This is a genomic window from Chengkuizengella axinellae, from assembly GCF_030730905.1.
GTDB lineage: Bacteria > Bacillota > Bacilli > Paenibacillales > KCTC-33759 > Chengkuizengella > Chengkuizengella axinellae.
In genome coordinates this window covers 76072-97576 of sequence record NZ_JAVAMP010000004.1, presented here as the reverse complement: position 1 = coordinate 97576, position 21505 = coordinate 76072, and the positions used below count along the sequence as shown (strand labels likewise).

The following is a 21505-nucleotide window of genomic DNA, read 5'->3' as shown; positions in this document are numbered from 1 at the left end:
TATATCACAAGAGAATTTACACAGTATATTAAAATATCAGCATAATCTAATTGTGATTAACATAAAATATTTTATTATTTTAATTCCCTCGAAATGTTCTAATACTACTTCTAGGAAATTACCAGAGTCATGATGAAGTGTTAGTGATTAAGAAGATGTATTTATATGAGAGAGGTGATAAAAGTGAAAATTGGTATTTTTGCAACTCCTGAGGGCTATGAGAGATCTATAGTAGAGGCTTGTAAAGAGCTGGATGTTCAGTACGAAATTATAGGTATTTTTTCCCATGATTGGATTCAGCAATTTGAAAAGGCGGATTGTGATGGATACATTATAAGGCCACCAACAAAGACAAGTTTATGGAGAGCTACGTTCCTAAATAGAATCCTTTTAATAAAAGATAGAATTGAAAATAAATGTGTACCAGATATAGAAAGTATTTTATATTATGAATCAAAAATTATGATGTTGGATTTTTATAAATTGAACGAGCTTCCACATGTACCATCAAACACATTTTTTAATCTAAAAGAAGCGCTAAAATATGCTAAAAGCACAAAAACATTTCCTAAGATGGTCAAAAGTGATGGTGGAAGTGGCAGTCTGGGTGTAAAGAAAATAAATTCTAGATCAAATCTAATCTTTCAAATTTATAAATCATTTTTTACAGGTAATATTTTTAGAGGTTTTCATAGTCCAGCTGATTTTAATGTGTATATTAAAACTTACATAAAACCTTTATGGATGTATTTTAAAAAAATGAGAAGGTCTTTTTACCCTTATTCAGAAAGAAGTCAAGGTTATATTCATATTCAAGAATTTCTACAAATGAAAACGGAATGGAGAATTATTAAAATTGGTGAATCATATTTTGGTTTGAGAAAAGCCAAAGGAAAAAATGGGCTGAGAAGCGGTTCTGGATCGCGTGGTGATTGGACAGATCCCCCAAAAGAAATATTAAATTTAGTAAAAGAATGGTGTGAAAGATTAAACATCTCCACGATGTCTTTTGATATTTTTGAAGATATGGACGGAGAATATTTAATTAATGAAATGCAAGTCTGTTTTGGAACCATATCTCCAAGTCAAATGTATATAAATGGCGTTCCAGGGCGATATGTACATGTAGGTGGAAAATGGGTATTTGATGAAGGTGAATATTGTAGGTTTAATTGTAATTTATTAAGAATTGAGTTGTTAAAAGAGATTTTGTATGGTAAAGAGTCATTAAAACCATTGGCTATGTTAAATAATTGAAGAACTCCTACGAGTTGAATCCAAATATTATATTTCATATAAAATAGTAGAGGAGATTAAATAGGATAGTTCAGAATATATATCCAAAAATCACATACAATTCAATAATATGAACACGTATGAGGAGGAAAGTTAGTGATAGAAAAAGGTGTGGAATTTAATGGAAACACTGAGGTTTATGATGTTGTGGGCATAGGGTTCGGTCCTTCAAACTTAGCCTTAGCTATTGCAATTGAGGAATCTGAGCTAGAACTTTCTAGTTTGTTTTTTGAAACACAAAATAATTTTGCATGGCATGAAAACATGTTGATGGAAAACATGCAGCTGCAAGTCTCATTCCTTAAAGATTTAGTAACATTAAGAAATCCACAGAGTTATTATTCTTTTTTAAATTATTTAAAGGTTAAAAATCGATTGAATGATTTTATTAATTTAAGAGACTTTTATCCTACTAGAATAGAGTACAATGATTATTTTTGTTGGGTAGCTGAACAATTTTCTAATCAAGTACAGTATCAAACAAAAGTTATATCTATAGAGCCAGAATTTCTTGATGGGACGTCTTCTATAAAATATGCAAAAGTGGTCGTAGAAAATTTGAAGGATGGTTCAATTAATGAAGTGTTAGCTAAAAATGTGATTGTAGCCACAGGTGGGATACCTAATACTCCTGCTCACATTAATTTAAAATCCAATAAAATTATTCATACAAAACAATTTTTACATAAACTAAGAACAAATTTTCCGGATCAAAACCAATTCTATCATTTTGTTGTTGTAGGATCTGGTCAAAGTGCTGCTGAAATTTTCAATTATCTAATTGAGCATTATAAAAATGCAAAGATAAAATCAGTAATGAAGCAGTTCGCATTTAAACAATCTGATGATAGTCCTTTTGTAAATGAAATTTTTCATAATGAAATTACAAATTTTGTATACGATTTGCCGGTTGATGAAAGAAGCTCATTTATTAAAAACTATCAAGATACGAATTATTCTGTAGTAGATTTGGATTTGATTAAAGAAATTTATAAAAAAACATATCTTCAAAAGGTATCTGGCGAACAAAGATTTGAAATATTACCGTTTATGGAACTTAAGACATTAGAAGAAACTGAGCTTGGTGTTAGAGGCAGGTTTTTAAATAGAGAAGATGAGTACGAGGAATTGAATGCAGACGCCTATTTTTTAGCCACAGGTTATAAAAGAAAAACCCCATCAGTCCTTAACAATATATTTACGTATCTAGAAAAAGACGAAGAAGGAAGTCTAAAGGTGGAGAGAAATCATAGGGTGTTCACAAAGGAGAGTTTTTCTCCATCAATTTATTTACAAGGTTTCAATGAAAGGACACATGGTTTAAGTGATACTCTTCTCTCCACAATTCCATTTAGAGCGAGGGATATTATCGAGGATATTACAAACAGAGCATCCAAGACGGAAACACATGAAGGTTACACTTTTGCTCAAAAATAAGGATGGGAGGAAATTTTAATTGTTAGTGAAAAAGTTAGAGAATAAAGAGTTGTCTAATGTAACAGGAACATATTATAAAAGATTATCCCCATGGAAAAACCTGCAAGAACCACCATTTGGATCAATTTTAGGTGTGGTAAAACCAAGTCATTTTACAGATCCTCATAACCATCATGAAGGCGAAATTTTTGTAATTATTCGTGGTGAAGGAATGATTTCCGTTGATAATGATGAGCAACAGGTAGAAAGTGGAGATGTAATTTATTTACCCGCGTTTAAAGTCCACACATTGAAAAACAGTTCTTGTGATCAAGACTTAGTGTTTCTAGGTATTTGGTGGGAAGATATTAAATTATTAGAAAAGGAGTTTCGTTTAAAACAAAAACAAGAATCAAAACAGACATTAATTTTTGCTTCTCCTCCTACCCCGAATGGAGATTTACATTTAGGCCATATTTCTGGTCCATATACTGGAGCAGATATTTTAAATCGTTATCTAAAATTAAAAAACAAGGAAAGTCATTATATTACCTATATGGATGATTATCAAAGTTATGTATCTTTAAAAGCAAAGCAATTAGGAAAATCAGCTTTAGAAACATCTAATTATTTTGCAGATATCATAGAAGATACTTTTAAATTAAACAATATTAATGTAGAGAATTGTTTGCGTCCAAATAATTCAGAAAATTATGTTCAATTTATTCAAGACTTTTTTATGACACTATATAAAAATGGAAAGCTGCTTGAAAAAGAAGCTCCTTCTTTATATTGTGATAATTGTGATCTTTATTTGCATGAAGCGAATGTTAGAGGTAAATGTCCACATTGCCTTGAAAATAGTGATGGAAATGCGTGTGAACAGTGTGGTCAACCAAATGATTGCGCAGATTTAATTCAACCTGTTTGTAAGCATTGTGAAAAAACACCTTCCACGATAAATTCAAAACATATTTATTTTCCTCTTAGCGAATACGAAAACGAGTTAAAAGGATATATCAAAAATGTCTCTATGAGGTCTCATCATAGAGCACTTTGTGAAAAGATGCTGGAGCAAGGTTTGCCTGATATAAGGGTAACACATACTTCGAATTGGGGGATTCCAGTTCCACTAGATCAATACCAAGATCAAACTTTATACGTATGGTTTGAGATGTGTCCAGGTTATATAGCAGCCACAGATGATTTTGTTAAAAATCATGAGATAGATACAAATTGGAGAAAATATTGGAAAAATAAAAATGCTGAAGTGATTCAATTCTTCGGATTTGATAATAGTTATTTCCATGCACTTCTTTTCCCGGCTTTATATATGGCGTTTGATAAAGAAATAAACTTGCCTACTGCATTTGTAACCAATGAATTTTTAAGATTAGAAGAGTTGAAATTTTCCACGAGTAGGGGGCATGCAATTTGGGGGCAAGACTTACTGAAGGAAGTACCTTCTGATGTCCTGAGATTTTATCTATCCTATAAAAGAGCAGAAACGGTTCAAGAGAACTTTTCCATTGATGAATTTGAACAAACAGTGGATGATGAATTAATTCATTGCTGGCAAGGATGGATTTCAAAACTAATAGATAAAGTCAATGTGGATTTTGAAGGTAATACACCTCATACCGGAGGCTGGCAAAACCGACATCGTGTTTTTTATGAAATGTTGAAGAACATTGTGAAAGAAGTATCGTTATCTTATGAACCTGCAGTTTTTTCACTTCAAGAGGTTACTAGAAAATGCTCGGAATTAGTTCGTAGAGCATCTGCATTTGGAATAGCTGAATCCTGCTATAAAGGAATATCTTCACAGTACGATGATTTCAGAACAAGCATAGCTCTTGAATTAACAGCTGCTAAAACGTTAGCTATTTTAATCACACCAATCATGCCTCAGTTTTCTAAACATATATGGGAAAGTTTAGGTTTAAAAGAGCAAATGGAATGGGAAGATGTGCCGAGTTTAATGTCAGGGGAATTGGTAGTAAATAAAGAAGGGTTCAATTACTTTACTCCGATAAAAGAACAGCTGGCACAATACGAAATGAGTAAATAAAGTATGAAAAGAAATATCGTTGTGATTGGTGGGGGAGTAGTAGGGGCATCAATTTTATATCAATTGGCTAAAAACGGATACTCTAGTTCAACTTTATTAGAAAAAAATCAGTTTGCAAGTGGCTCAACCTCTAAATCTGGCGGGTTTATCAGGATCTATCATACAGACTCTTATTTAACTGAATTAGCACGAAATAGCTTTCAGACTTTCGTAAATTTTAATGAAGAGTTTGATTGCTCCTGTGGTTACATAAAAACAGGACTATTAAATCTAGTTCCTTCTTCAAGAATGGAAAAAGTATTTTATGAGGTAGAAGAATTAAAGAAACAAGGATGTAATATAGAGTTCTTATCGTTTGAAGAAGGAAAAGAGCGATTTCCTTCTCTAAAATGGGATGGTATTGGTGCCGCAGTACATGAACCAAATGGTGGTTATGCTGATCCTTTACTTACAACGAGAGCTTGGATTCAAAAGGGGAGATCCTTAGGAGCCATGGCTCTAGAAGGTATTGAAGTAAATGAAATTATGCATACGAATAAAAAAATAGTAGGAATTGATACATCTATTGGTTTTATTCAAGCAGACGTCGTTATTTTAGCAGCGGGTGCTTGGAGTGATAAGTTTGTAAAACAACTGGGGTTAGATTATAGTATTCGAAGTAAACACATTCAAATTCAATATTTTAAAAGACCTGAATCTAGCTCCACCCCTCCAGCTTTTATTGATAATGTAACTGACTTATACAGTAAACCAGAGCAAGGTGGACTGCAATTAATTGGTTATCCCATGAATGAATGGGACATCAATCCTGATGAGTCAAAAGCTATCCATTTTAATGAAACAAAAAGAGTGAAAGAGATAGCTGAGCAACGTTTTGACTGGATGGATCAATCCATGTTTTCAGGAGGGAGATTAAGTTTTGATGGATATACACCACATGAAAAAGGAATAATAGAAGCCGTACCAGGTATGGATGGTCTGATATTAGCAGCTGGGTGGAGTGGAGGAGGTTTTAAATTATCGCCTGCAATCGGAAAAAGGGTTATACGAATCATAAATAGTATTTAAATAAATATGAATTACATATAATAAATGGTCTTCTTAAATCTAGAGGATCATTTTTTTGAGTTTAAATATTCTCTACGTCATTTAAGAGAAACTTGCCTTATTTTATAACAAATTTTGAACAATCTTTTACATGAAGAATTTTACAACATTTACGAGAGACTCCGATAGGAGTTTTCTGAAGTGATACTAGTAATGTTTTTAAAATCTATTTCAAAAAAATGTTGGAATATTCTTATAGACTCTCACATAGAATTTTATATCTATTAAATTAAAAACAAGGGAAAGAGAATACATGAAAAAAAAAGTGAAAAAAGCAATTATACCTGCAGCTGGTTTAGGAACCCGATTTTTGCCAGCAACAAAGGCTATGCCTAAAGAAATGCTACCTATTGTAGATAAACCAACAATTCAATACATTGTTGAAGAAGCCGTAGCTTCTGGTATTGAAGATATTATCATTGTGACAGGCAAGGGTAAACGTGCGATTGAAGATCATTTTGACAATGCTTTTGCGCTGGAACAGAATCTTTTAAAAAGAGGGAAGCTAGAGTTGCTAGAAAAGGTACAATTCTCCTCCAATATGGCTAATATTCATTACATTAGGCAAAAAGAACCTAAAGGTTTAGGTCATGCTGTTTGGAGTGCAAGAAAATTTATTGGGGATGAGCCTTTCGCAGTGTTGTTAGGGGATGATATCGTACAAGCTGATACTCCCTGCTTACGCCAGTTGATGGATGAATATGAAGAAACTCAGACCTCTATTATTGGTGTTCAGCAAGTTCAAGAAGAAGAAACTGAACGTTATGGAATTATTGATCCAATCTCTCAAAATGGTCGACGTTACCAAGTGAGAAATTTTGTTGAGAAACCAAAATTAGGTACGGAACCTTCTAGGCTAGCTATTATGGGAAGATATATCTTGACTCCACAAATTTTTATGTTTTTAGATGATCAAATGATTGGTGCAGGAGGGGAGATACAGCTTACAGATGCAATACAAAAATTAAATGAAATACAGCGAGTATTTGCATATGATTTTGATGGGAAGCGTTATGATGTTGGGGATCAATTAGGATTTATTGAAACTACATTGGAGTTTGCATTGCAGAACGAATCTTTGAGTACTTCACTTCTTGCTATTATGGAGCGAATCATGATCAAAGAGAAAGTATGAATAAATAAAAGGTTGTTGATGTAAAGATGAGAAAGCATTTAAGATTTTTACGACGGTTATATACTTATTGTATGCTGCAATTAGATAAGGTGGTTGAACTATTTAGTTTCTTCCAACAAGCTAAACCATTTAATGGAACACTATACAATATAGATGAATTCGAAAGTGTCACTATAGATAATCCTAATCGAAAGGCGATTGACTATATTCAATTAGATAAAAGAAACGGTGCTATTAAATTTACAATAGATACGAAAACGATGAGAGGTTTAGCTCATTCCAACTATATATATTTTCTTATGATTCGGGATCAAAATATTCATGATAGTTTAGAAGATAATTTTTTCCTTTGTTTTTATAACGTAAGTGAGAGAAGGTTGAAGACATGGTTATCAACAGATGGAAAAAGTAACAATATTATAATAAGCACAAATCGCTTTAAAGCAAAGCGTAAAAGAGAAGTAATATTTGAATGGGAAGAAAATGGATTCTTTAGTATTTACTTTAATAACAGATTGGTTGAAAAGGTTGCAATTGGACAATTTACAATGCATCCAGTGAGAATTTGCATAGGTGAGAATATGGAGCATAACTTTCCTTCACGTTATAGTAAGTACAAAATGTATAATTTAGCTGTTTCTGGACATGAAGATAGTTTTATATAGAGAATAAATCTTTCTTGATAGAAAAATATCCTAGGAGGAAAATATGGAAGAAGAAATTGATTTAAAACAAATACTTCAAATCATTATAAAAAAATTATGGATTATCATTAGCATTACTTTAGTGGCTGCTTTGATCAGTGGATTAATTAGCTACTATGTTTTAACACCTACTTATAAATCTTCAGCGCAGATCTTGGTGGCACCTACAAATTCTGATTTACAGCCCTTTAATTCAAGTGACATTAGATTTAGTTTAGATTTAATAAGCACGTATAGAGATATCATTAAAAGTCCGTTTATATTAGAACAAGTAGTGGAGCGTTTAGAGATAGAATACTCTACTGGATATTTAAATAGTTTAATTACTTTAGAGACTGCTAGTCAATCACAAGTATTTACCATCGAGGTACTTGATGAAGACAGTAATATGGCAGCGAAACTTACTAATACAATTGCGCAAGTTTTTAAGGAAAATATGGTTGATTTAATGAATGTTGATAATGTAACCATATTAGCCGAAGCCAAAGAGTCAAGTTCTCCTGTAAGTCCTAATCCTATTCTAAATATAGCCCTTTCAATTGCAGCAGCAATTTTAGTGTCTCTTGTACTTATATTTTTGATAGAATTTTTTGATAATTCAGTTAAAACAGAGCAAGATATTGATCATTTAGATCTACAGGTGCTAGGCACGGTGAATAAAATTGGGAAATTAAAAGAGAAAAAAACATCAAAAAAGAAAAATATAGAAGTGGGAAATGAGAGGGGGATTACGCTTGAATCGTGAAAATAAAAGGGAGAAAAATAGATTGCGCAGTATGGTAACTTTTTTCAAACCAAAAATAATTGTATCTGAGCAATATCGATCCATAAGGACAAATATCCAGTTCAATTTTAATGAGCAGTCAAAGAAATCAATTGTTGTAACATCATCTATTCCAAATGAGGGGAAATCTACTACGGTGGCTAATTTAGCAATCTCCTTTTCTCAGCAAGGAAAAAGTGTGCTTATTGTTGATGCAGATCTTCGCAAACCAGTATTGCACAATATATTTAAGATTTCCGAGTTAAATGGATTAACTAACTATTTAGCTGGTTTTTATTCCTCTATCGAAGATATTATTTATGGGACAGGGGTAGACAATTTATCTATTGTTCCATGTGGACCTATTCCAAGCAACCCAGCTGAATTACTTGGTTCACAAAACATGAAGAATTTTATGGAAGAAGCACTTCAAAAATTTGATATCGTTTTGATTGATACATCACCAGTATTAGCGGTTACAGATGCACAAATTGTTTCTAATTTATGTGGTGGTGCCTTACTCGTCGTGAGAAGTGGAAAAACCGATAAAAGTCAGGTAAAGAAAGCTAAGGAGTTACTTGAACAAACAGGTGCAACGATTATAGGGGCAGTCTTAAATAAGAAGAAAGCTTCAAAAAGACAAAATTATAGTTACCTAAATTAATCATATTTTATTCGCACATTTCGTTATAGACCTTTTAAAAATTCCACATACTAACAAATGGGCTTGATTTAATAGCTCTAACATATATCTGAATCGAATTTCCAATATATGACAATAAATTTAGAAAAGAAAACTAAATTTTCAAACTTGTAAATTAACTTCTACAAATAAATCCGGAGTGACCAACATGAAAATCAAACCCTTCTTCAACGAAATGATATGCAGAGTTCAAGACGATGAAGTCAATGCCATCGCAGCTCAATTAACCTACTATCAGATTTTATCGTTTTTTCCTTTTCTTATTTTTCTTATCACTTTGCTTTCATACACTACGATCTCAAGACAGGATGTTTTGGATGAAATTACAGGGATACTACCCGAAAATACAGATCAAATGATTTTAAACTTAATCACAGAGACTGTATCCAGTCGAAGTGAGACCTTACTTTCTTTAGGAATGATCGCCACCATTTGGACAGCCTCTAGAGGGGTGATGGCGATCATTCGTGGAATTAATAAAGCTTATGATGAAGCAGAAAATCGGCATTATGTTGTAGTAAGAGGCATCTCCATCTTGTATACATTGTATCTTGCGTTGGTGCTCTTGGTTTTATTTATTATGCTTGTATTTGGAGAGGTTATAGGGAGGCAAGTGTTCAGCTTTTTTGAGCTGCCACAATATTTTGGCACGGTATGGGGAATGATGCAATACTTGATTCCTTTAGTGGTGATCTTTTTTGTTTTTGTCTTTTTGTATCACAGTGCACCGAATCGAAAACTTAAATATAAAGAGGTTTTTCCAGGGGCTATTTTTACAACCACAGGTTTAATTGTGGTCTCATTGTTATTTTCTATTTACATCAATAATTTTGGCAACTTTGCAAAAACGTATGGAAGTATCGGTGGGGTAATCGCCTTACTCATTTGGATGTATCTGATTAACATTACGATTATTCTCGGTGGTGAAATTAATGCGGCTTTAACAAATTTACGTGAAGGAAAAAGGAGAGAACAATGTAAACCTTTTGGGTATTATTTAATACTGCCTTTTAAACAAAAGAAGGAGAAATAAGGATAGATTGGCATTATGCACAAGTTAATTAAATGATGTATTTATAGTAAAATATATACGAAATTACAAAAAAAAGAAGATGGGGTTGGTTGACAGCATGAGAACGATTAGCAATAGGTACATATTATTGCCTTTATTATCTTTTTTGCTTATTTTTTCTTCTGTAGTTCCTTTGGTTCATGTACAAGCTGAGGAGGATATAGTTGAGGGGTTTGAGATTCAAGTCCCAGAAGGTTATGAGATTTATCATTTTTCTGGTGAAATTAATTTGCTAGATAGTGAACAAGATAATGTGTTTTGGTCTATAGAAGAGTTTTCAAATTTAAAAACTGGTTTAAATGATGATACAAACTATATTTTAAATATTACTATTAAGTTAAAAAACAATGAAGGAAATAAGATCAATTATTTATTTCGTGAAAAGTTAAAAGGTAATGAAATTAAAATTTTGAATAATGTCAATGTGTCAAGAGATGAGGTGAATCAACTTCAGATTCAAATGAATCCTGATTTCAACAATGAATTAATAAGCGTAGTTGTTTTAGACTCGGATGAATATACAGTTGTTGTTGATAATTACGATTTTAACAACGAATCAAAAGTAGAATTATGGTTGCCATCTGATCTAGACAATTTTTTAGTTAAATATGAAGGTAATGATGACTCAAATGAGATTTCTGATGCATTTTATATAGTAAAAGAAATTAATAATCGAAATATTGGTTCAAACACTACAATTACATTTGATGAAGAAATAGATAATCTAGTAGATGTAGTATTTGATAGAGATTTTCCCTATATTCACATTATTGATTACGGTAGATCAGGAGGTACTTTTAGAAATGTTGATAGAGTATCCATAACACCAGGAGTAAGATTTGTAGCCGTGGAGCTTGATCAAAACTTATGGTCTACTGATTTCATTGATTTTCAATCCCAGACAGAACTATCTTTTTCAAATGATATCAATCTGGAAGTAGATGTGAATTACAACTATTCAAAACAAACACTACTACTAAAAAATATTTTACAGAGTGGAGATTTTGAACTCGATTGGGCAGATTCGCAAAATATATCACATTCATTTACCTTGCAAAACAAAGATACAAATGAATTAGTTGAAGTTAAAGAAGAGTGGCGTAGTCATTTATTCATTGACGATATAGAGCTTTCACCTGGTAATTATATATACGATGTAGAGGTTGATTTTGGTGGGCAATTAATGCAACAATCAGTTGAATTTACAATAGATAATGATGAAGTAGAGGCAATTGAAATTAATTTACCGAATGGGTTTGAGCAGTATGAGGTATTTTTAAAATCAGGAATGTTATATAGCAGTTATGAGGATCAATTAATAAGAACTGAATTTCGATCTTTTGATGAATTTAATGATATTCGTGCCGAATTAATAGATACTGATGAAAATTGGTTACAAATGGCATTCGAATTAAAAAATGATGATGATATTATTGTATATTTATATCGAGCTAAATTAACTAGAGATGAAGTTTTAGGTTTAACCGAAATTACGGTAGGCGAAACAGAATTAACTGAACTACAAATTGAATCTCTCGATGAACTTATGAATGATAAAATTACATTTTTTCCAGATCAAGTTTTTTTATTTACTACACAAATAAATGATTCTGGGGCTACATTGTGGCTGCCTTCAGATATTTTTAATGTTGAATTGAGATACTTAGCTCTAAAAGAGATTGAAGAGGATAATTATAGAAGAGTCATGCTTTCCAAAGAAATTAATATGAATGAGCTTCAAACTCCAATTATTACTTTTGATCATGAATTAGAAGAAGCTGTTGAAGTATCTTTTTATAGAAATGATCAGCCATTAGATATTAAATTCTTGAATGTGGATAACCATGTATCGTCAGAGATTACTTTTTCAAATGAAAATATAATCTTGATGACACCTGATTATGTTAGGTTTAGCATTGTTGAACGTCAAGAGGAATATTATTGGGAATGGTATAAACGCATAGATATTGTAGAAGATACTCAGTTGTATTCAACAGATTTAACTGAAATTGGACTATATTTTGCTAACTTATCTGATAAAGTGAAGATTGAACATAAAATAAGAGGTGGGCAATTAAACCTTCAAAATGTAGTTCATAAGCATAATGGTGAGTCTGCTATCACTTCCTTAATAGAAGTCAAAAATGCAAATAAAGAAATTGTATTTACAGATGAACTAAACTTTGAAAATCCAAATGGAGTTTTTTATGAAATTCCTTATGATTCTTTACCTTCTGGAAATTATGAATATAATGTAACGATTCATGTTCCAGGTCATGAACCATTAATAGAATCAGCTTGGTTTCAACTTGATACAGAAGACAATGACGAAGACAACGAGCCAGAAAACGGAGGTTCTGACGGCGGAACCTCAGGCGGCGGATCTCCAAGCGGCGGTGGCGACTCCCCTAGCGGTGGAGGCTCAGCCCCCCCTCCAGCTGACGACGAAGAAACCGAGTCAACTGAACAAGAAGAATCTGAAGAAGAGTCAGATGACCCTAAGAGTGTAGAAGTAGATGCTTCAAAAGATGCAAAAACAGAAGAGCAAGCCGATGGATCAACGAAAACCAAGTTTGAATTAGACGAACAAACCATCAACGAAGCATTAGATGATGTGGACGAAGTGGAGCAGCTTGTAATAGATTTATCTAATGTTGAAACGGATGGATTGGATATTGAGCTTAGCTCTGACATTATCGATTCTGTAACTGATAAAAATGATGAAACAGTGATTGAGATCGTGATGGACGAAGCAGCATACCGCTTACCAATAGAAGAGATTGATCTAAAAGATATATCTGAGAAACTAGGTGTATCTGCAGATGAATTAAAAGTTTCAATTCAGATCAACAAGGTAAAGGATACTGAACTAACTGAGGATCAAAATGAGTTAGATTTAGAATCCGATGTATACGATTTTCATTTTGAAGTCACTTCAGGAGACGAAACTTTAGAAGTTGAACAATTTGGTCAATATGTGGAGCGCGTGATTGTTGGGGAGAAGAGATTTGACCCTATTCGTTCCATTGCAGTTCGATTAAATGAAGACGGAACATTCTCTCCAATTCCAACGATATTTGACGGAAACGAAGCGATTATAAAAAGTAACTCCAATAGTAAATATGTAATTGTTGAAAATAAAGTATCCTTCGAAGATAGCGAGGGTTGGTATAAGACGACAGTTGAAAAACTGGCGAGTAAATATATTGTGAATGGGGTAAGTGAAACTGAGTTTGCACCAAATGATGTCACTACCCGTGCTCAATTGGCAGCTATGCTGGTTAGAAGCTTGGATTTAAAATCAAATAATGATTACTCTAGTACCTTTATAGATGTTGAAGGAAACGAATGGTTTGTAGATGAATTAAATGCGGCAGTAGAAGCAGGAATCATCTTAGGTTACGAAGATAACACCTTTAAACCAAATGATTTGATTACACGTGAACAAGCTGCTGCAATGATCTATAGAGCAATGGAATTGGTTCAATATGATAAATCGAAGCTGAACGAAAACTTAGTTGCAAAAAATCAATTTGCCGATTATGACGCAGTGAGTGATTGGGCAAAAGATGAACTAGAAGTTATGACGCAAGCAGGTATTATTGGAGGGAAAACGGAAAATACGATTGAACCTTCAGCAAATGCAACGAGAGCAGAAGTTGCAGTCATGATAGCACGTTTCTTACAGTTTGTAGGATTTATGAACTAATTGTAATGTTATTTTAGAAATATGAAACCGTCCTTGCAATTTCTTATGCAAGGACGGTTTTTTCTCTTTGGATTCATGTAATGGATATAATATTTCCAAAGGTCATTTCATATCTTCAGTTTCTCTATAGATCAAATCAACAAATTAAACAATTTCTCATCCTTATTAATCTCAATGTATTTAAAATCTTTTTTAGCTAAACGTTCAATGAGTGCATCATAGTCTTCCCTATGTTTTAACTCGATTCCTACCAGTGCAGGACCATTTTCGCGATTATTTTTTTTTGTATATTCAAATTGAATAATATCATCGTCTTTACCTAATACATCATCTAAGAATTCTCTTAAAGCACCAGATCTTTGAGGGAAGTTGATAATGAAATAATGCCTTAAACCCTCGTAAATTAAAGATCTTTCCTTAATATCCTGCATACGGTCAATGTCGTTGTTTCCACCACTAATGATACAGACTATATTTTTCCCTTTTATTTCGTCTTTATAAAAATCTAAAGCTGTGATCGGCAGTGCTCCTGCTGGTTCAATAACAATGGCATTATTGTTGTACATTTGTAAAATAGTTGTGCATGCTTTTCCCTCCGGCACTAATACAATATCATCAAGGAGTTTTTTGCACATTTCAAAGGTCAGCTCACCCACTTTTTGTACTGCAGCACCGTCTACGAATTTATTAATATTTTCAAGAGTGACTACCTGATTCTGCTCGATGGATTGTTTCATTGCAGGAGCCCCTTCAGGTTCAACTCCAATAAGCTTTGTGTCAGGACTCACACTTTTGATGTAACTTCCTGTTCCTGCAGCTAATCCCCCTCCGCCAATGGTTACAAACACATAATCAATATTTTCTGACGTTTGATTCATAATTTCCATACCAATCGTTCCTTGCCCGGTAACAGTTAATGGATCATCAAAGGGATGGATAAAGGCCATGTCATGTTCGTTGCAATACTGCATAGCTGTTGAATAAGCATCATCATATGTATCTCCTGTCATAATAACCTCAACATATTCTTTTCCAAACAACTTAACCTGGGAAATTTTTTGCTTGGGTGTTGTTGATGGCATGAAGATTTTTCCTTGAATCCCTAATCGGTTGCAGGAATAGGCTACTCCTTGCGCATGATTTCCAGCACTGGCGCATACAACGCCTCGATCGCGAGCTTCTTCAGATAAGCTTTGTATTGCTAGATAAGCCCCTCTAATTTTAAAAGAACGTACAACCTGTAAGTCTTCACGTTTTAAATATACGTTGCAATCATACAGTTGAGATAAAAGCTCATTGTATTGCAGCGGGGTAGTTTCGATGACGGGATTGAGCACCCGACTAGCATGAATGATATCTTGGATCTGTAAAGTTTCCATGATGTCCTGTCCTCCTTGTTTATATAAAAAATATTGTTTTCATGAAAAGAAACCGCAGGTGTTGTATTCGCCTACGGTTTGGTACAACGGTTTATTATAGTATAAGCCGATCATAAGTGATCACTTCTATGTGAGCAAACTAGATATCTCCATTTATGCTTCCCGCTTTTGAAGCGTTATTTCTTCACAACATTCTCTATAGTTGCATCCCCAGCAATTTAGTTTGCTTGGATTAGTCGGGAAGCTGGACATAGGCTTAGGTTTGTTTATTGCAGCGTCCTCTAACAGCTGTTTCATCTGATCCATACTTTCTACTATATCAACTTTAAGCTGGTTTAATTCATCTTCATCAATGGAGATTGTTTTGCTTTGTCCAGATAATAAGTATTCTAACCGAATCTCCATCTGTTCAAAAGGAACATTGTATTTATCATGTAAAAATAATGCATACAGGAGAAGTTGGTTGTCATTTTGCTCTGATTCGTTTCCTGTTTTCCAGTCCGCAATGATCCATTTATCCTGTTTTTTATATAGTAAATCTAATTTAACATAAATCTTTTGATCTTGGATGAAAAATGTGTTTAATTCCTCAATTTCCTTGATTTCAATTTCATCGCAGTTCATCATATCCTGAACAGTTTCACTTTCAAAATAATGAGTTATGCAAAGGTTAAGGCGCTCTTTGATTTGTGCCACTCGTTTTGGAGGAAGTTCATCACCGTAATAAAGTTCATGCAGCATTTTCAGCTTTTTGGGTGCAACCTTCCAACGCATGATATCTTGAGAATCCTTATAAGCTTGATTGAGATGAAAACGAACATCCTCAGTAATTTCCTTTTGATCGGGCAGGGATTTTTCAAGCTGCCATTGTTTCAGTGAGGCTTCTGCCATCAAATGAATGCCATCCCCTAAAATCATATATAAATTTGTAATTTGTTTTAACCGATACATAGTCCGTTGATCTTCAGAGGCATCTCTTAACCATCCGTTGTGAGAACCGTAATAATGGTAGTAATATTTTCTTTGGCAATCCTTAAAGATTTGATCGCGTGATTGCGACCAAGACCACTCTGGATATGGACGAATTTCAAAAGCCATGATGAAATCTCCTTTCATGATCCTCTCTACCTATTTCGACAAATGTGGATCAAATCCTTTACTGGAGTGAAGAATCCATAAAAAGGCATTGAATATTGGTAAGACCTTTACTTATGTTATACTATGATTGGAGATTTTTTTAAAGAGAATCTTGCTTTCAGACTAGTACAGAATGCACTGATCCTGTTTTTACCACATGGACGTGGCAGTTTTAGAAGGGATGTAAACTCTGTGAGATCAAGATGTAACCACCCCGTTGAAGAAGAGGGAGCTTTACATCTTGTAGAACGTGATAAATAAGATATTCAATATGTTTTCATTTTTGATGATCAATATAGCAAGATTTAGCTGTATTTTCGAGGATAACAACTTTTGTTCAAACAATCACTTTTGTATTTTATAAGGAGGCATTTGATTATGGAATTAGTCGTATATTTAGCAGGTCAAATTCATGATGATTGGAGAGAGCAGTTTCGAAATAAAATCAAAGAAAAGAAACTTTCTATCCAAACAGTAGGACCGCAGGAAAATCATGATCGTTCTGATGAAATAGGTGAGTTGATTAAAGGAACACAGCCTAATGCCATTTATCGAGATGAAGCGGCTTCAGAACTGAATAATTTAAGAACGTCTGTATTAATGAATAAAGCAGATGTAGTTGTTGCATTATTTGGAACAAAATATAGACAGTGGAACACGGCGATGGACGCTGCAACAGCAATTCAATTAGGCAAGCCGGTTATTTTAGTGAGACCTGAAGAATTCCATCATGCTTTAAAGGAATTATCCAATAAATCACAGGTTGTAGTAGAGACATTAGATCAAGCTGTAGATGCACTGGCTTACATATTGGAATAAGTTTATTAGTGATTTTTATTGACCAATACCTATTTCTTGAATAAGGCGTTAAAATTTGGGTTTGCACATCAAAGGATCGTCCTATGTTTTTGGACGGTTTTCTTTATAACTTAAGAATTTATAAAATTCTCAAATTCTAAGTTTGAACAAAAACTACCTCTAATGAAGGATTCGACGACATCTCCGAGAGACTCCGATAGGAGTTTTTGTTATTTTAAGGTATGAATTTATTTCCTATATTATTTAAATGATAGAAAGGGTGTTTGAATGAAGTTTAAATTTATAACAGGATTTGTACTTGGGGCTTTGCTTTTTGGTTCTATTGGCGTGTACGCTAGTGGGAGTAATTTAATAGAAGTATTTTATAGTATAAAAGATATAAAGATAAATAATGAATCTAGTATGCCAGAACAAGAACCATTTATTTATAACGGTACAACATATGTCCCATTGAGATATGTTTCAGAAGCGCTTGATTATGAAGTAGAATGGGATGCTGAATCCAAGGCGATATTGATCGGGAATGCTGGAGAGGGTCAAAGTGAAACCACAGAATCAACTGATACTCCCCTATCTCCTAAGCTAATTAAAGATGTTGAAGGTCCCGAAATGATAGAGTTAGGAAAGGCAAGTGTAAGAGCCCTTATTATAAATTATGAATTAATACGAGATTTAAATCATTTTCAATTTAATTTTGATGAAGGCAATCCAGTTGATGTTTATGTAACGGATGATTATATCGAAAAATTTGGAGAAGGATTTGCCTATAGTGAAGTGGGAGATATGATTGAGTCTATTTCCCAATATAAAGATATCGCACCTCATTTAGATTCAAAAAAGACACTTGATATATTTTTCTATACAGATGATTCTGATTTACTGCCTACAGATGAATGGGGTTCATTTAGCAATTGGGATGATCGATATAGCGAAATTTTAATCAATGGATCTAAACTAGCTGAATTTGGAGACTTTAGAGTAGATTTAACACACGAATTAGTCCATTATTTTGATCTTCAATATGAATTTTATGAAGTTGACAATATGCCGATTTTTGAAAACTATTGGGATGCATCAGACTTGAATTGGTTGTTTGAAGGTGGGGCAGAGTATGGATCTTATTTTTTCTATGATTATGACGAATCAGAAAACTATCAAAACTTTGCTGAAACTACGACTTTAAGAACAGAAACTACCTTTGAAGGTTATGATGAAAATGAAATTGGACTTTATGGTATTGAATTATGGCTGAATGACGATGCTCCTTTAGACTCTTTTGACGACTTATATGATTACAGTAGTAATGATTACAATGCTTATTTTTCATTTTATTGGTTTTTGGTAGAAGAGTATGGATATGAAACGATTTATGATTATATGGAATATATCAGTGATCATTTCAAAGCATCGGCTACTATTACACAAGGTGAAAAAGATGAAGCTGCAAATAAGTTTTTTGGAATGACTGAGGAAGAAGTTTTAGAAGCGTGGTTGGATTATTTTGATTATTTTGATGACTATGTTACGCCAGTTTATAAAAATATAGATGAGTAATTGACGAGTTCATTTCCGCAATTTATGTTATGAAATGAACAATCACAGAAGAGCTAGGAATTCAAACTTTCTAGCTCTTTTATATATAACATATACCATGAAATATTAACTCTATTCAGATTCTACAAACACAAAAATTTCTGAAAATAGTTTCTCTTCCATAAATACCTCTAACTTCCATAAACCTGCTATGGGAAATTCCATACTTGATGGAAATTGTATGAAATTATTATTGCTCGAAATACGATCAAATGAATATTCCCACACTTGTTCTTCACTGGCAGTTCCTGCGTTTTTGGTTAAAATTTTATGCTCCTCTCCATTTTCATGCGTACCAACAATTTTAAATGTTCCTTTAAAGTCTTCTTGTTCCCAAATATACCACATGTATTTATTTCCCTTACCTTGAATAACAGGATTTGCTTCTATTTCTTCTCCAATACCACCCCCAACTTGAAATCCAATTTTTCCTTCTTCTCCGATCAGCACATATTCACCTTTGATACCATCATTAAATTCAACTGGAATAGCAAACGTGGGACTTTCTTGCTCACCCTTGTTTACTTCTTCAGAACATCCTGTAAAAATGACGATCAAGATAAGAGTACAATAGGTTAATAACAAATATCTTTTCTTCATCAATCCATAAAACCTCCTAAAAATAAGCATAATCATTAAGTTTATACGCACTTAAAATGGATTAGTTTTACATTCCAAACTTTAGCACAATTATTTTATAAAAAACCTTAAAAAGGGAAAGCCTATAAGGGTAAAAAGGAGGTAAACAAAATGAATGCCATGTACAGCAATTACATTAATATTGGGCTGATTCTCATCGTAATTATCACTATCGGAGCTTTAATTTATACATTTAGACTAGCTCAAGAACAAAGAAGAGAAGAAGATAGTGAATCATCTACAAAACATCCCATTATATTCAACCCTGTTTTGCTAAGTTATGTGTTCATAGGTATCTTGATGTTCATTGGTGCTTATTTCTTTTATATTTATGTATTTCAATAATATTTGAGGGGAGCTATCATGATGGAAAGGAAAAAATATTATGTTTCAGTGCAATCTGGTGCCATATTAGAAGATCAAACAGCGGATTCATATGAGTTTGAAATCTATGCATCGAATAAAGAGTTAACAGAGCTTGAAGAGCTTTTTAATTTTAGAGAAGATGCTGAGAACGCCACATTTATAAGATCGTTTATTCCCGCGCTAGCCTATCATAATGATCAAGAAAATGACGACTATGATGCAGTTTTGTCCGGCATTTATAAGAAAATACACGAATTAGGAACAGAAGTAACGAGAAGACAGATCGAAAGAATGAGGGTTTTATGAATTTTGTTGATATTACTGTGGAGTTATTCATTGGATTTCTCCTCCTTTTTTTAATGACCAAAATTTTAGGGAAAACCTCAATAAACCAAGTCACTCCATTTGAGTTCATATCTGCCTTAGTTCTTGGTGAACTTGTCGGGAACGCCATTTACGATGAGGATATTGGTTTTGGCTATATTTTATTTGCTGTATTTGTGTGGGGTTTATTAATGTACATAGCAGAAATGTTAGAATTGAAATTTTTGAAGCTGCGGGGATTTCTTGAAGGGAATCCTTCTATTGTAATACGTAATGGTATCGTTGATCGAAACGAACTAAAAAAAAACAAAATGAGCATCAATCAGCTTCAAACCTTATTGCGCCAAAAAGACGTTTTTTCAGTACATGAAGTGGAGTATGCCTTATTAGAGGCAAATGGAACACTTTCAGTACTTAAGAAATCATTATATGCTACTACTACTCAGCAAGACCTAGACATGCATCCCCGCCCATCATATTTGCCTGTCACCTTTATTATTGATGGGGAACCATTGATAGACAACCTAAAAGCCACTGGATTTGATGAAAACTGGTTGCAAGATGAACTCAAAAAAATAAACCAAAACAGTGTAAAAGAGATCTTTTTTGCAGAGTGGCAGCAAGACGAGGGCTTGCACGTTGTACCAATGAAGGAAGCTACTGCATTTAAAGAGAGTTGAATATCAACGAAACAGTAATTATTACTGAGAAAACCTTAAATAAATAGATTAACAAGAAGAGCAAAAATTGAATGAGGGGAATATACCCATATCTGTATTGTATTAGTTAAGTTATGTTATACTATCAAATATATTTGTTTTTTGTGGTTATTAATTTTTTCGTGATCTAATACTTTAGCATTTAATTAGCTGTACTAGGTCATCGGAATTTTCCAAATTGGAACCATCCGCTTATGATGAATATAATTTGACATCAATCCATTTAAGGAGGAAGAATATGAACTTACTAATTGCTCTAATCATTTTAATGTTTAGTATTAGTATGATATCATCGTGTTCTTCTGAACGTTTGATAAGAGCTTTGCGATATAGAGTTCCCGTTTGTTTATTTTATTAATGGAAAAGATGACTGAAAGATTGGAGTATGTATATTTTCAAGTATGGATCCATTTCATTATGGTCTCAAACCACCTTGTCCAATCCTTAAACATGTTAAGCTCCAATAATAAAATGATTGTAAAGAAATATCAATTGTATAAAGAACCTGAAAACCTTCTGTGAAAAACAGTATACAACTGTTTAATCACGACAA

At 33.2% G+C, this 21505-nt stretch carries 18 protein-coding genes; 15 read left to right on the top strand and 3 right to left on the bottom strand.

Going from position 1 to position 21505, the window contains the following annotated elements:
• Positions 1-183: 183 nt before the first annotated feature.
• The 10 genes from Q5Y73_RS11370 (at position 184) to Q5Y73_RS11325 (ending at position 13976) form a co-directional block, all read left to right on the top strand.
• Positions 184-1257: an ATP-grasp domain-containing protein gene (locus Q5Y73_RS11370; RefSeq protein ID WP_305992018.1), complete on the top strand. Its 1074-nt coding sequence runs from the start codon at positions 184-186 to the stop codon at positions 1255-1257.
• A 135-nt stretch (positions 1258-1392) separates the two neighbouring features.
• Positions 1393-2733 (top strand): lysine N(6)-hydroxylase/L-ornithine N(5)-oxygenase family protein, encoded by a 1341-nt coding sequence (locus Q5Y73_RS11365; RefSeq protein WP_305992017.1) that lies wholly within the window; start codon positions 1393-1395, stop codon positions 2731-2733.
• Positions 2734-2758: 25 nt separating this feature from the next.
• The gene (locus tag Q5Y73_RS11360; RefSeq protein ID WP_305992173.1) at positions 2759-4783 is read left to right on the top strand and encodes a class I tRNA ligase family protein; all 2025 of its coding nucleotides are present in this window, start codon (positions 2759-2761) and stop codon (positions 4781-4783) included.
• Between the two features lie 3 nt (positions 4784-4786).
• The gene (locus tag Q5Y73_RS11355) at positions 4787-5851 is read left to right on the top strand and encodes an NAD(P)/FAD-dependent oxidoreductase (protein ID WP_305992016.1); all 1065 of its coding nucleotides are present in this window, start codon (positions 4787-4789) and stop codon (positions 5849-5851) included.
• A 292-nt stretch (positions 5852-6143) separates the two neighbouring features.
• On the top strand, positions 6144-7025 hold the full coding sequence (galU, locus tag Q5Y73_RS11350; protein ID WP_305992015.1) for a UTP--glucose-1-phosphate uridylyltransferase GalU: 882 nt from the start codon (positions 6144-6146) through the stop codon (positions 7023-7025).
• 26 nt (positions 7026-7051) lie between these two features.
• A complete protein-coding gene (locus Q5Y73_RS11345) occupies positions 7052-7690 on the top strand; it encodes a hypothetical protein (protein ID WP_305992014.1) in 639 nt (212 codons plus the stop codon).
• Positions 7691-7733: 43 nt separating this feature from the next.
• Complete coding sequence (locus Q5Y73_RS11340; protein ID WP_305992013.1) at positions 7734-8474, top strand: YveK family protein; 741 nt, start codon at positions 7734-7736, stop codon at positions 8472-8474.
• Entirely contained in the window at positions 8464-9156 is a 693-nt protein-coding gene (locus tag Q5Y73_RS11335; protein ID WP_305992012.1) for a CpsD/CapB family tyrosine-protein kinase, read from the top strand. Before Q5Y73_RS11340 ends, Q5Y73_RS11335 begins: the two co-directional genes overlap by 11 nt.
• 187 nt (positions 9157-9343) lie before the next feature.
• A complete protein-coding gene (locus Q5Y73_RS11330) occupies positions 9344-10228 on the top strand; it encodes a YihY/virulence factor BrkB family protein (RefSeq protein WP_305992011.1) in 885 nt (294 codons plus the stop codon).
• Positions 10229-10325: 97 nt separating this feature from the next.
• Positions 10326-13976 carry an S-layer homology domain-containing protein gene (locus Q5Y73_RS11325; RefSeq protein ID WP_305992010.1) on the top strand — a complete coding sequence of 1217 codons (3651 nt, stop codon included), beginning with the start codon at positions 10326-10328 and terminating at the stop codon, positions 13974-13976.
• A 131-nt stretch (positions 13977-14107) separates the two neighbouring features.
• On the opposite strand, the gene ilvA is transcribed toward Q5Y73_RS11325, so the two are convergent.
• Both ilvA and Q5Y73_RS11315 read right to left on the bottom strand, forming a co-directional pair.
• Positions 14108-15355 (bottom strand): threonine ammonia-lyase IlvA, encoded by a 1248-nt coding sequence (gene ilvA / locus Q5Y73_RS11320; RefSeq protein ID WP_305992009.1) that lies wholly within the window; start codon positions 15353-15355, stop codon positions 14108-14110.
• A 153-nt stretch (positions 15356-15508) separates the two neighbouring features.
• Entirely contained in the window at positions 15509-16453 is a 945-nt protein-coding gene (locus tag Q5Y73_RS11315; RefSeq protein WP_305992008.1) for a PD-(D/E)XK nuclease family protein, read from the bottom strand.
• 417 nt (positions 16454-16870) lie between these two features.
• Between Q5Y73_RS11315 and Q5Y73_RS11310 the strand changes: the two genes are divergently transcribed.
• Positions 16871-17311: a YtoQ family protein gene (locus Q5Y73_RS11310; RefSeq protein ID WP_305992007.1), complete on the top strand. Its 441-nt coding sequence runs from the start codon at positions 16871-16873 to the stop codon at positions 17309-17311.
• A gap of 267 nt (positions 17312-17578) precedes the next feature.
• On the top strand, positions 17579-18865 hold the full coding sequence (locus tag Q5Y73_RS11305) for a copper amine oxidase N-terminal domain-containing protein (protein WP_305992006.1): 1287 nt from the start codon (positions 17579-17581) through the stop codon (positions 18863-18865).
• A gap of 111 nt (positions 18866-18976) precedes the next feature.
• Here the strand turns inward: Q5Y73_RS11305 and Q5Y73_RS11300 are convergent, their stop codons facing one another.
• Positions 18977-19504 (bottom strand): DUF4871 domain-containing protein, encoded by a 528-nt coding sequence (locus Q5Y73_RS11300; protein ID WP_305992172.1) that lies wholly within the window; start codon positions 19502-19504, stop codon positions 18977-18979.
• Positions 19505-19654: 150 nt separating this feature from the next.
• Here Q5Y73_RS11300 and Q5Y73_RS11295 point away from each other — a divergent pair, with 150 nt between their 5' ends.
• The 3 genes from Q5Y73_RS11295 to Q5Y73_RS11285 are packed head-to-tail and all read left to right on the top strand — an operon-like array spanning position 19655 to position 20913.
• A complete protein-coding gene (locus tag Q5Y73_RS11295; protein ID WP_305992005.1) occupies positions 19655-19888 on the top strand; it encodes a hypothetical protein in 234 nt (77 codons plus the stop codon).
• A gap of 21 nt (positions 19889-19909) precedes the next feature.
• Entirely contained in the window at positions 19910-20215 is a 306-nt protein-coding gene (locus tag Q5Y73_RS11290) for a hypothetical protein (protein ID WP_305992004.1), read from the top strand.
• Positions 20212-20913, top strand: a complete 702-nt coding sequence (locus Q5Y73_RS11285; RefSeq protein ID WP_305992003.1) for a DUF421 domain-containing protein — start codon at positions 20212-20214, stop codon at positions 20911-20913. The genes Q5Y73_RS11290 and Q5Y73_RS11285 overlap by 4 nt, the downstream gene beginning before the upstream one ends.
• The last annotated feature ends 592 nt before the right edge of the window (positions 20914-21505 follow it).

What these genes read in the sequence shown, in the direction of transcription:
- Q5Y73_RS11355 (WP_305992016.1), top strand. Translation starts at nt 4,787, where the DNA reads ATGAAAAGAAATATCGTTGTGATTGGTGGGGGAGTAGTAGGGGCATCA.
- galU (WP_305992015.1), top strand. Translation starts at nt 6,144, where the DNA reads ATGAAAAAAAAAGTGAAAAAAGCAATTATACCTGCAGCTGGTTTAGGA.
- Q5Y73_RS11345 (WP_305992014.1), top strand. Translation starts at nt 7,052, where the DNA reads ATGAGAAAGCATTTAAGATTTTTACGACGGTTATATACTTATTGTATG.
- Q5Y73_RS11340 (WP_305992013.1), top strand. Translation starts at nt 7,734, where the DNA reads ATGGAAGAAGAAATTGATTTAAAACAAATACTTCAAATCATTATAAAA.
- Q5Y73_RS11330 (WP_305992011.1), top strand. Translation starts at nt 9,344, where the DNA reads ATGAAAATCAAACCCTTCTTCAACGAAATGATATGCAGAGTTCAAGAC.
- Q5Y73_RS11325 (WP_305992010.1), top strand. Translation starts at nt 10,326, where the DNA reads ATGAGAACGATTAGCAATAGGTACATATTATTGCCTTTATTATCTTTT.
- ilvA (WP_305992009.1), bottom strand. Translation starts at nt 15,355, where the DNA reads ATGGAAACTTTACAGATCCAAGATATCATTCATGCTAGTCGGGTGCTC.
- Q5Y73_RS11315 (WP_305992008.1), bottom strand. Translation starts at nt 16,453, where the DNA reads ATGGCTTTTGAAATTCGTCCATATCCAGAGTGGTCTTGGTCGCAATCA.
- Q5Y73_RS11310 (WP_305992007.1), top strand. Translation starts at nt 16,871, where the DNA reads ATGGAATTAGTCGTATATTTAGCAGGTCAAATTCATGATGATTGGAGA.
- Q5Y73_RS11305 (WP_305992006.1), top strand. Translation starts at nt 17,579, where the DNA reads ATGAAGTTTAAATTTATAACAGGATTTGTACTTGGGGCTTTGCTTTTT.
- Q5Y73_RS11300 (WP_305992172.1), bottom strand. Translation starts at nt 19,504, where the DNA reads ATGAAGAAAAGATATTTGTTATTAACCTATTGTACTCTTATCTTGATC.
- Q5Y73_RS11295 (WP_305992005.1), top strand. Translation starts at nt 19,655, where the DNA reads ATGAATGCCATGTACAGCAATTACATTAATATTGGGCTGATTCTCATC.
- Q5Y73_RS11290 (WP_305992004.1), top strand. Translation starts at nt 19,910, where the DNA reads ATGGAAAGGAAAAAATATTATGTTTCAGTGCAATCTGGTGCCATATTA.
- Q5Y73_RS11285 (WP_305992003.1), top strand. Translation starts at nt 20,212, where the DNA reads ATGAATTTTGTTGATATTACTGTGGAGTTATTCATTGGATTTCTCCTC.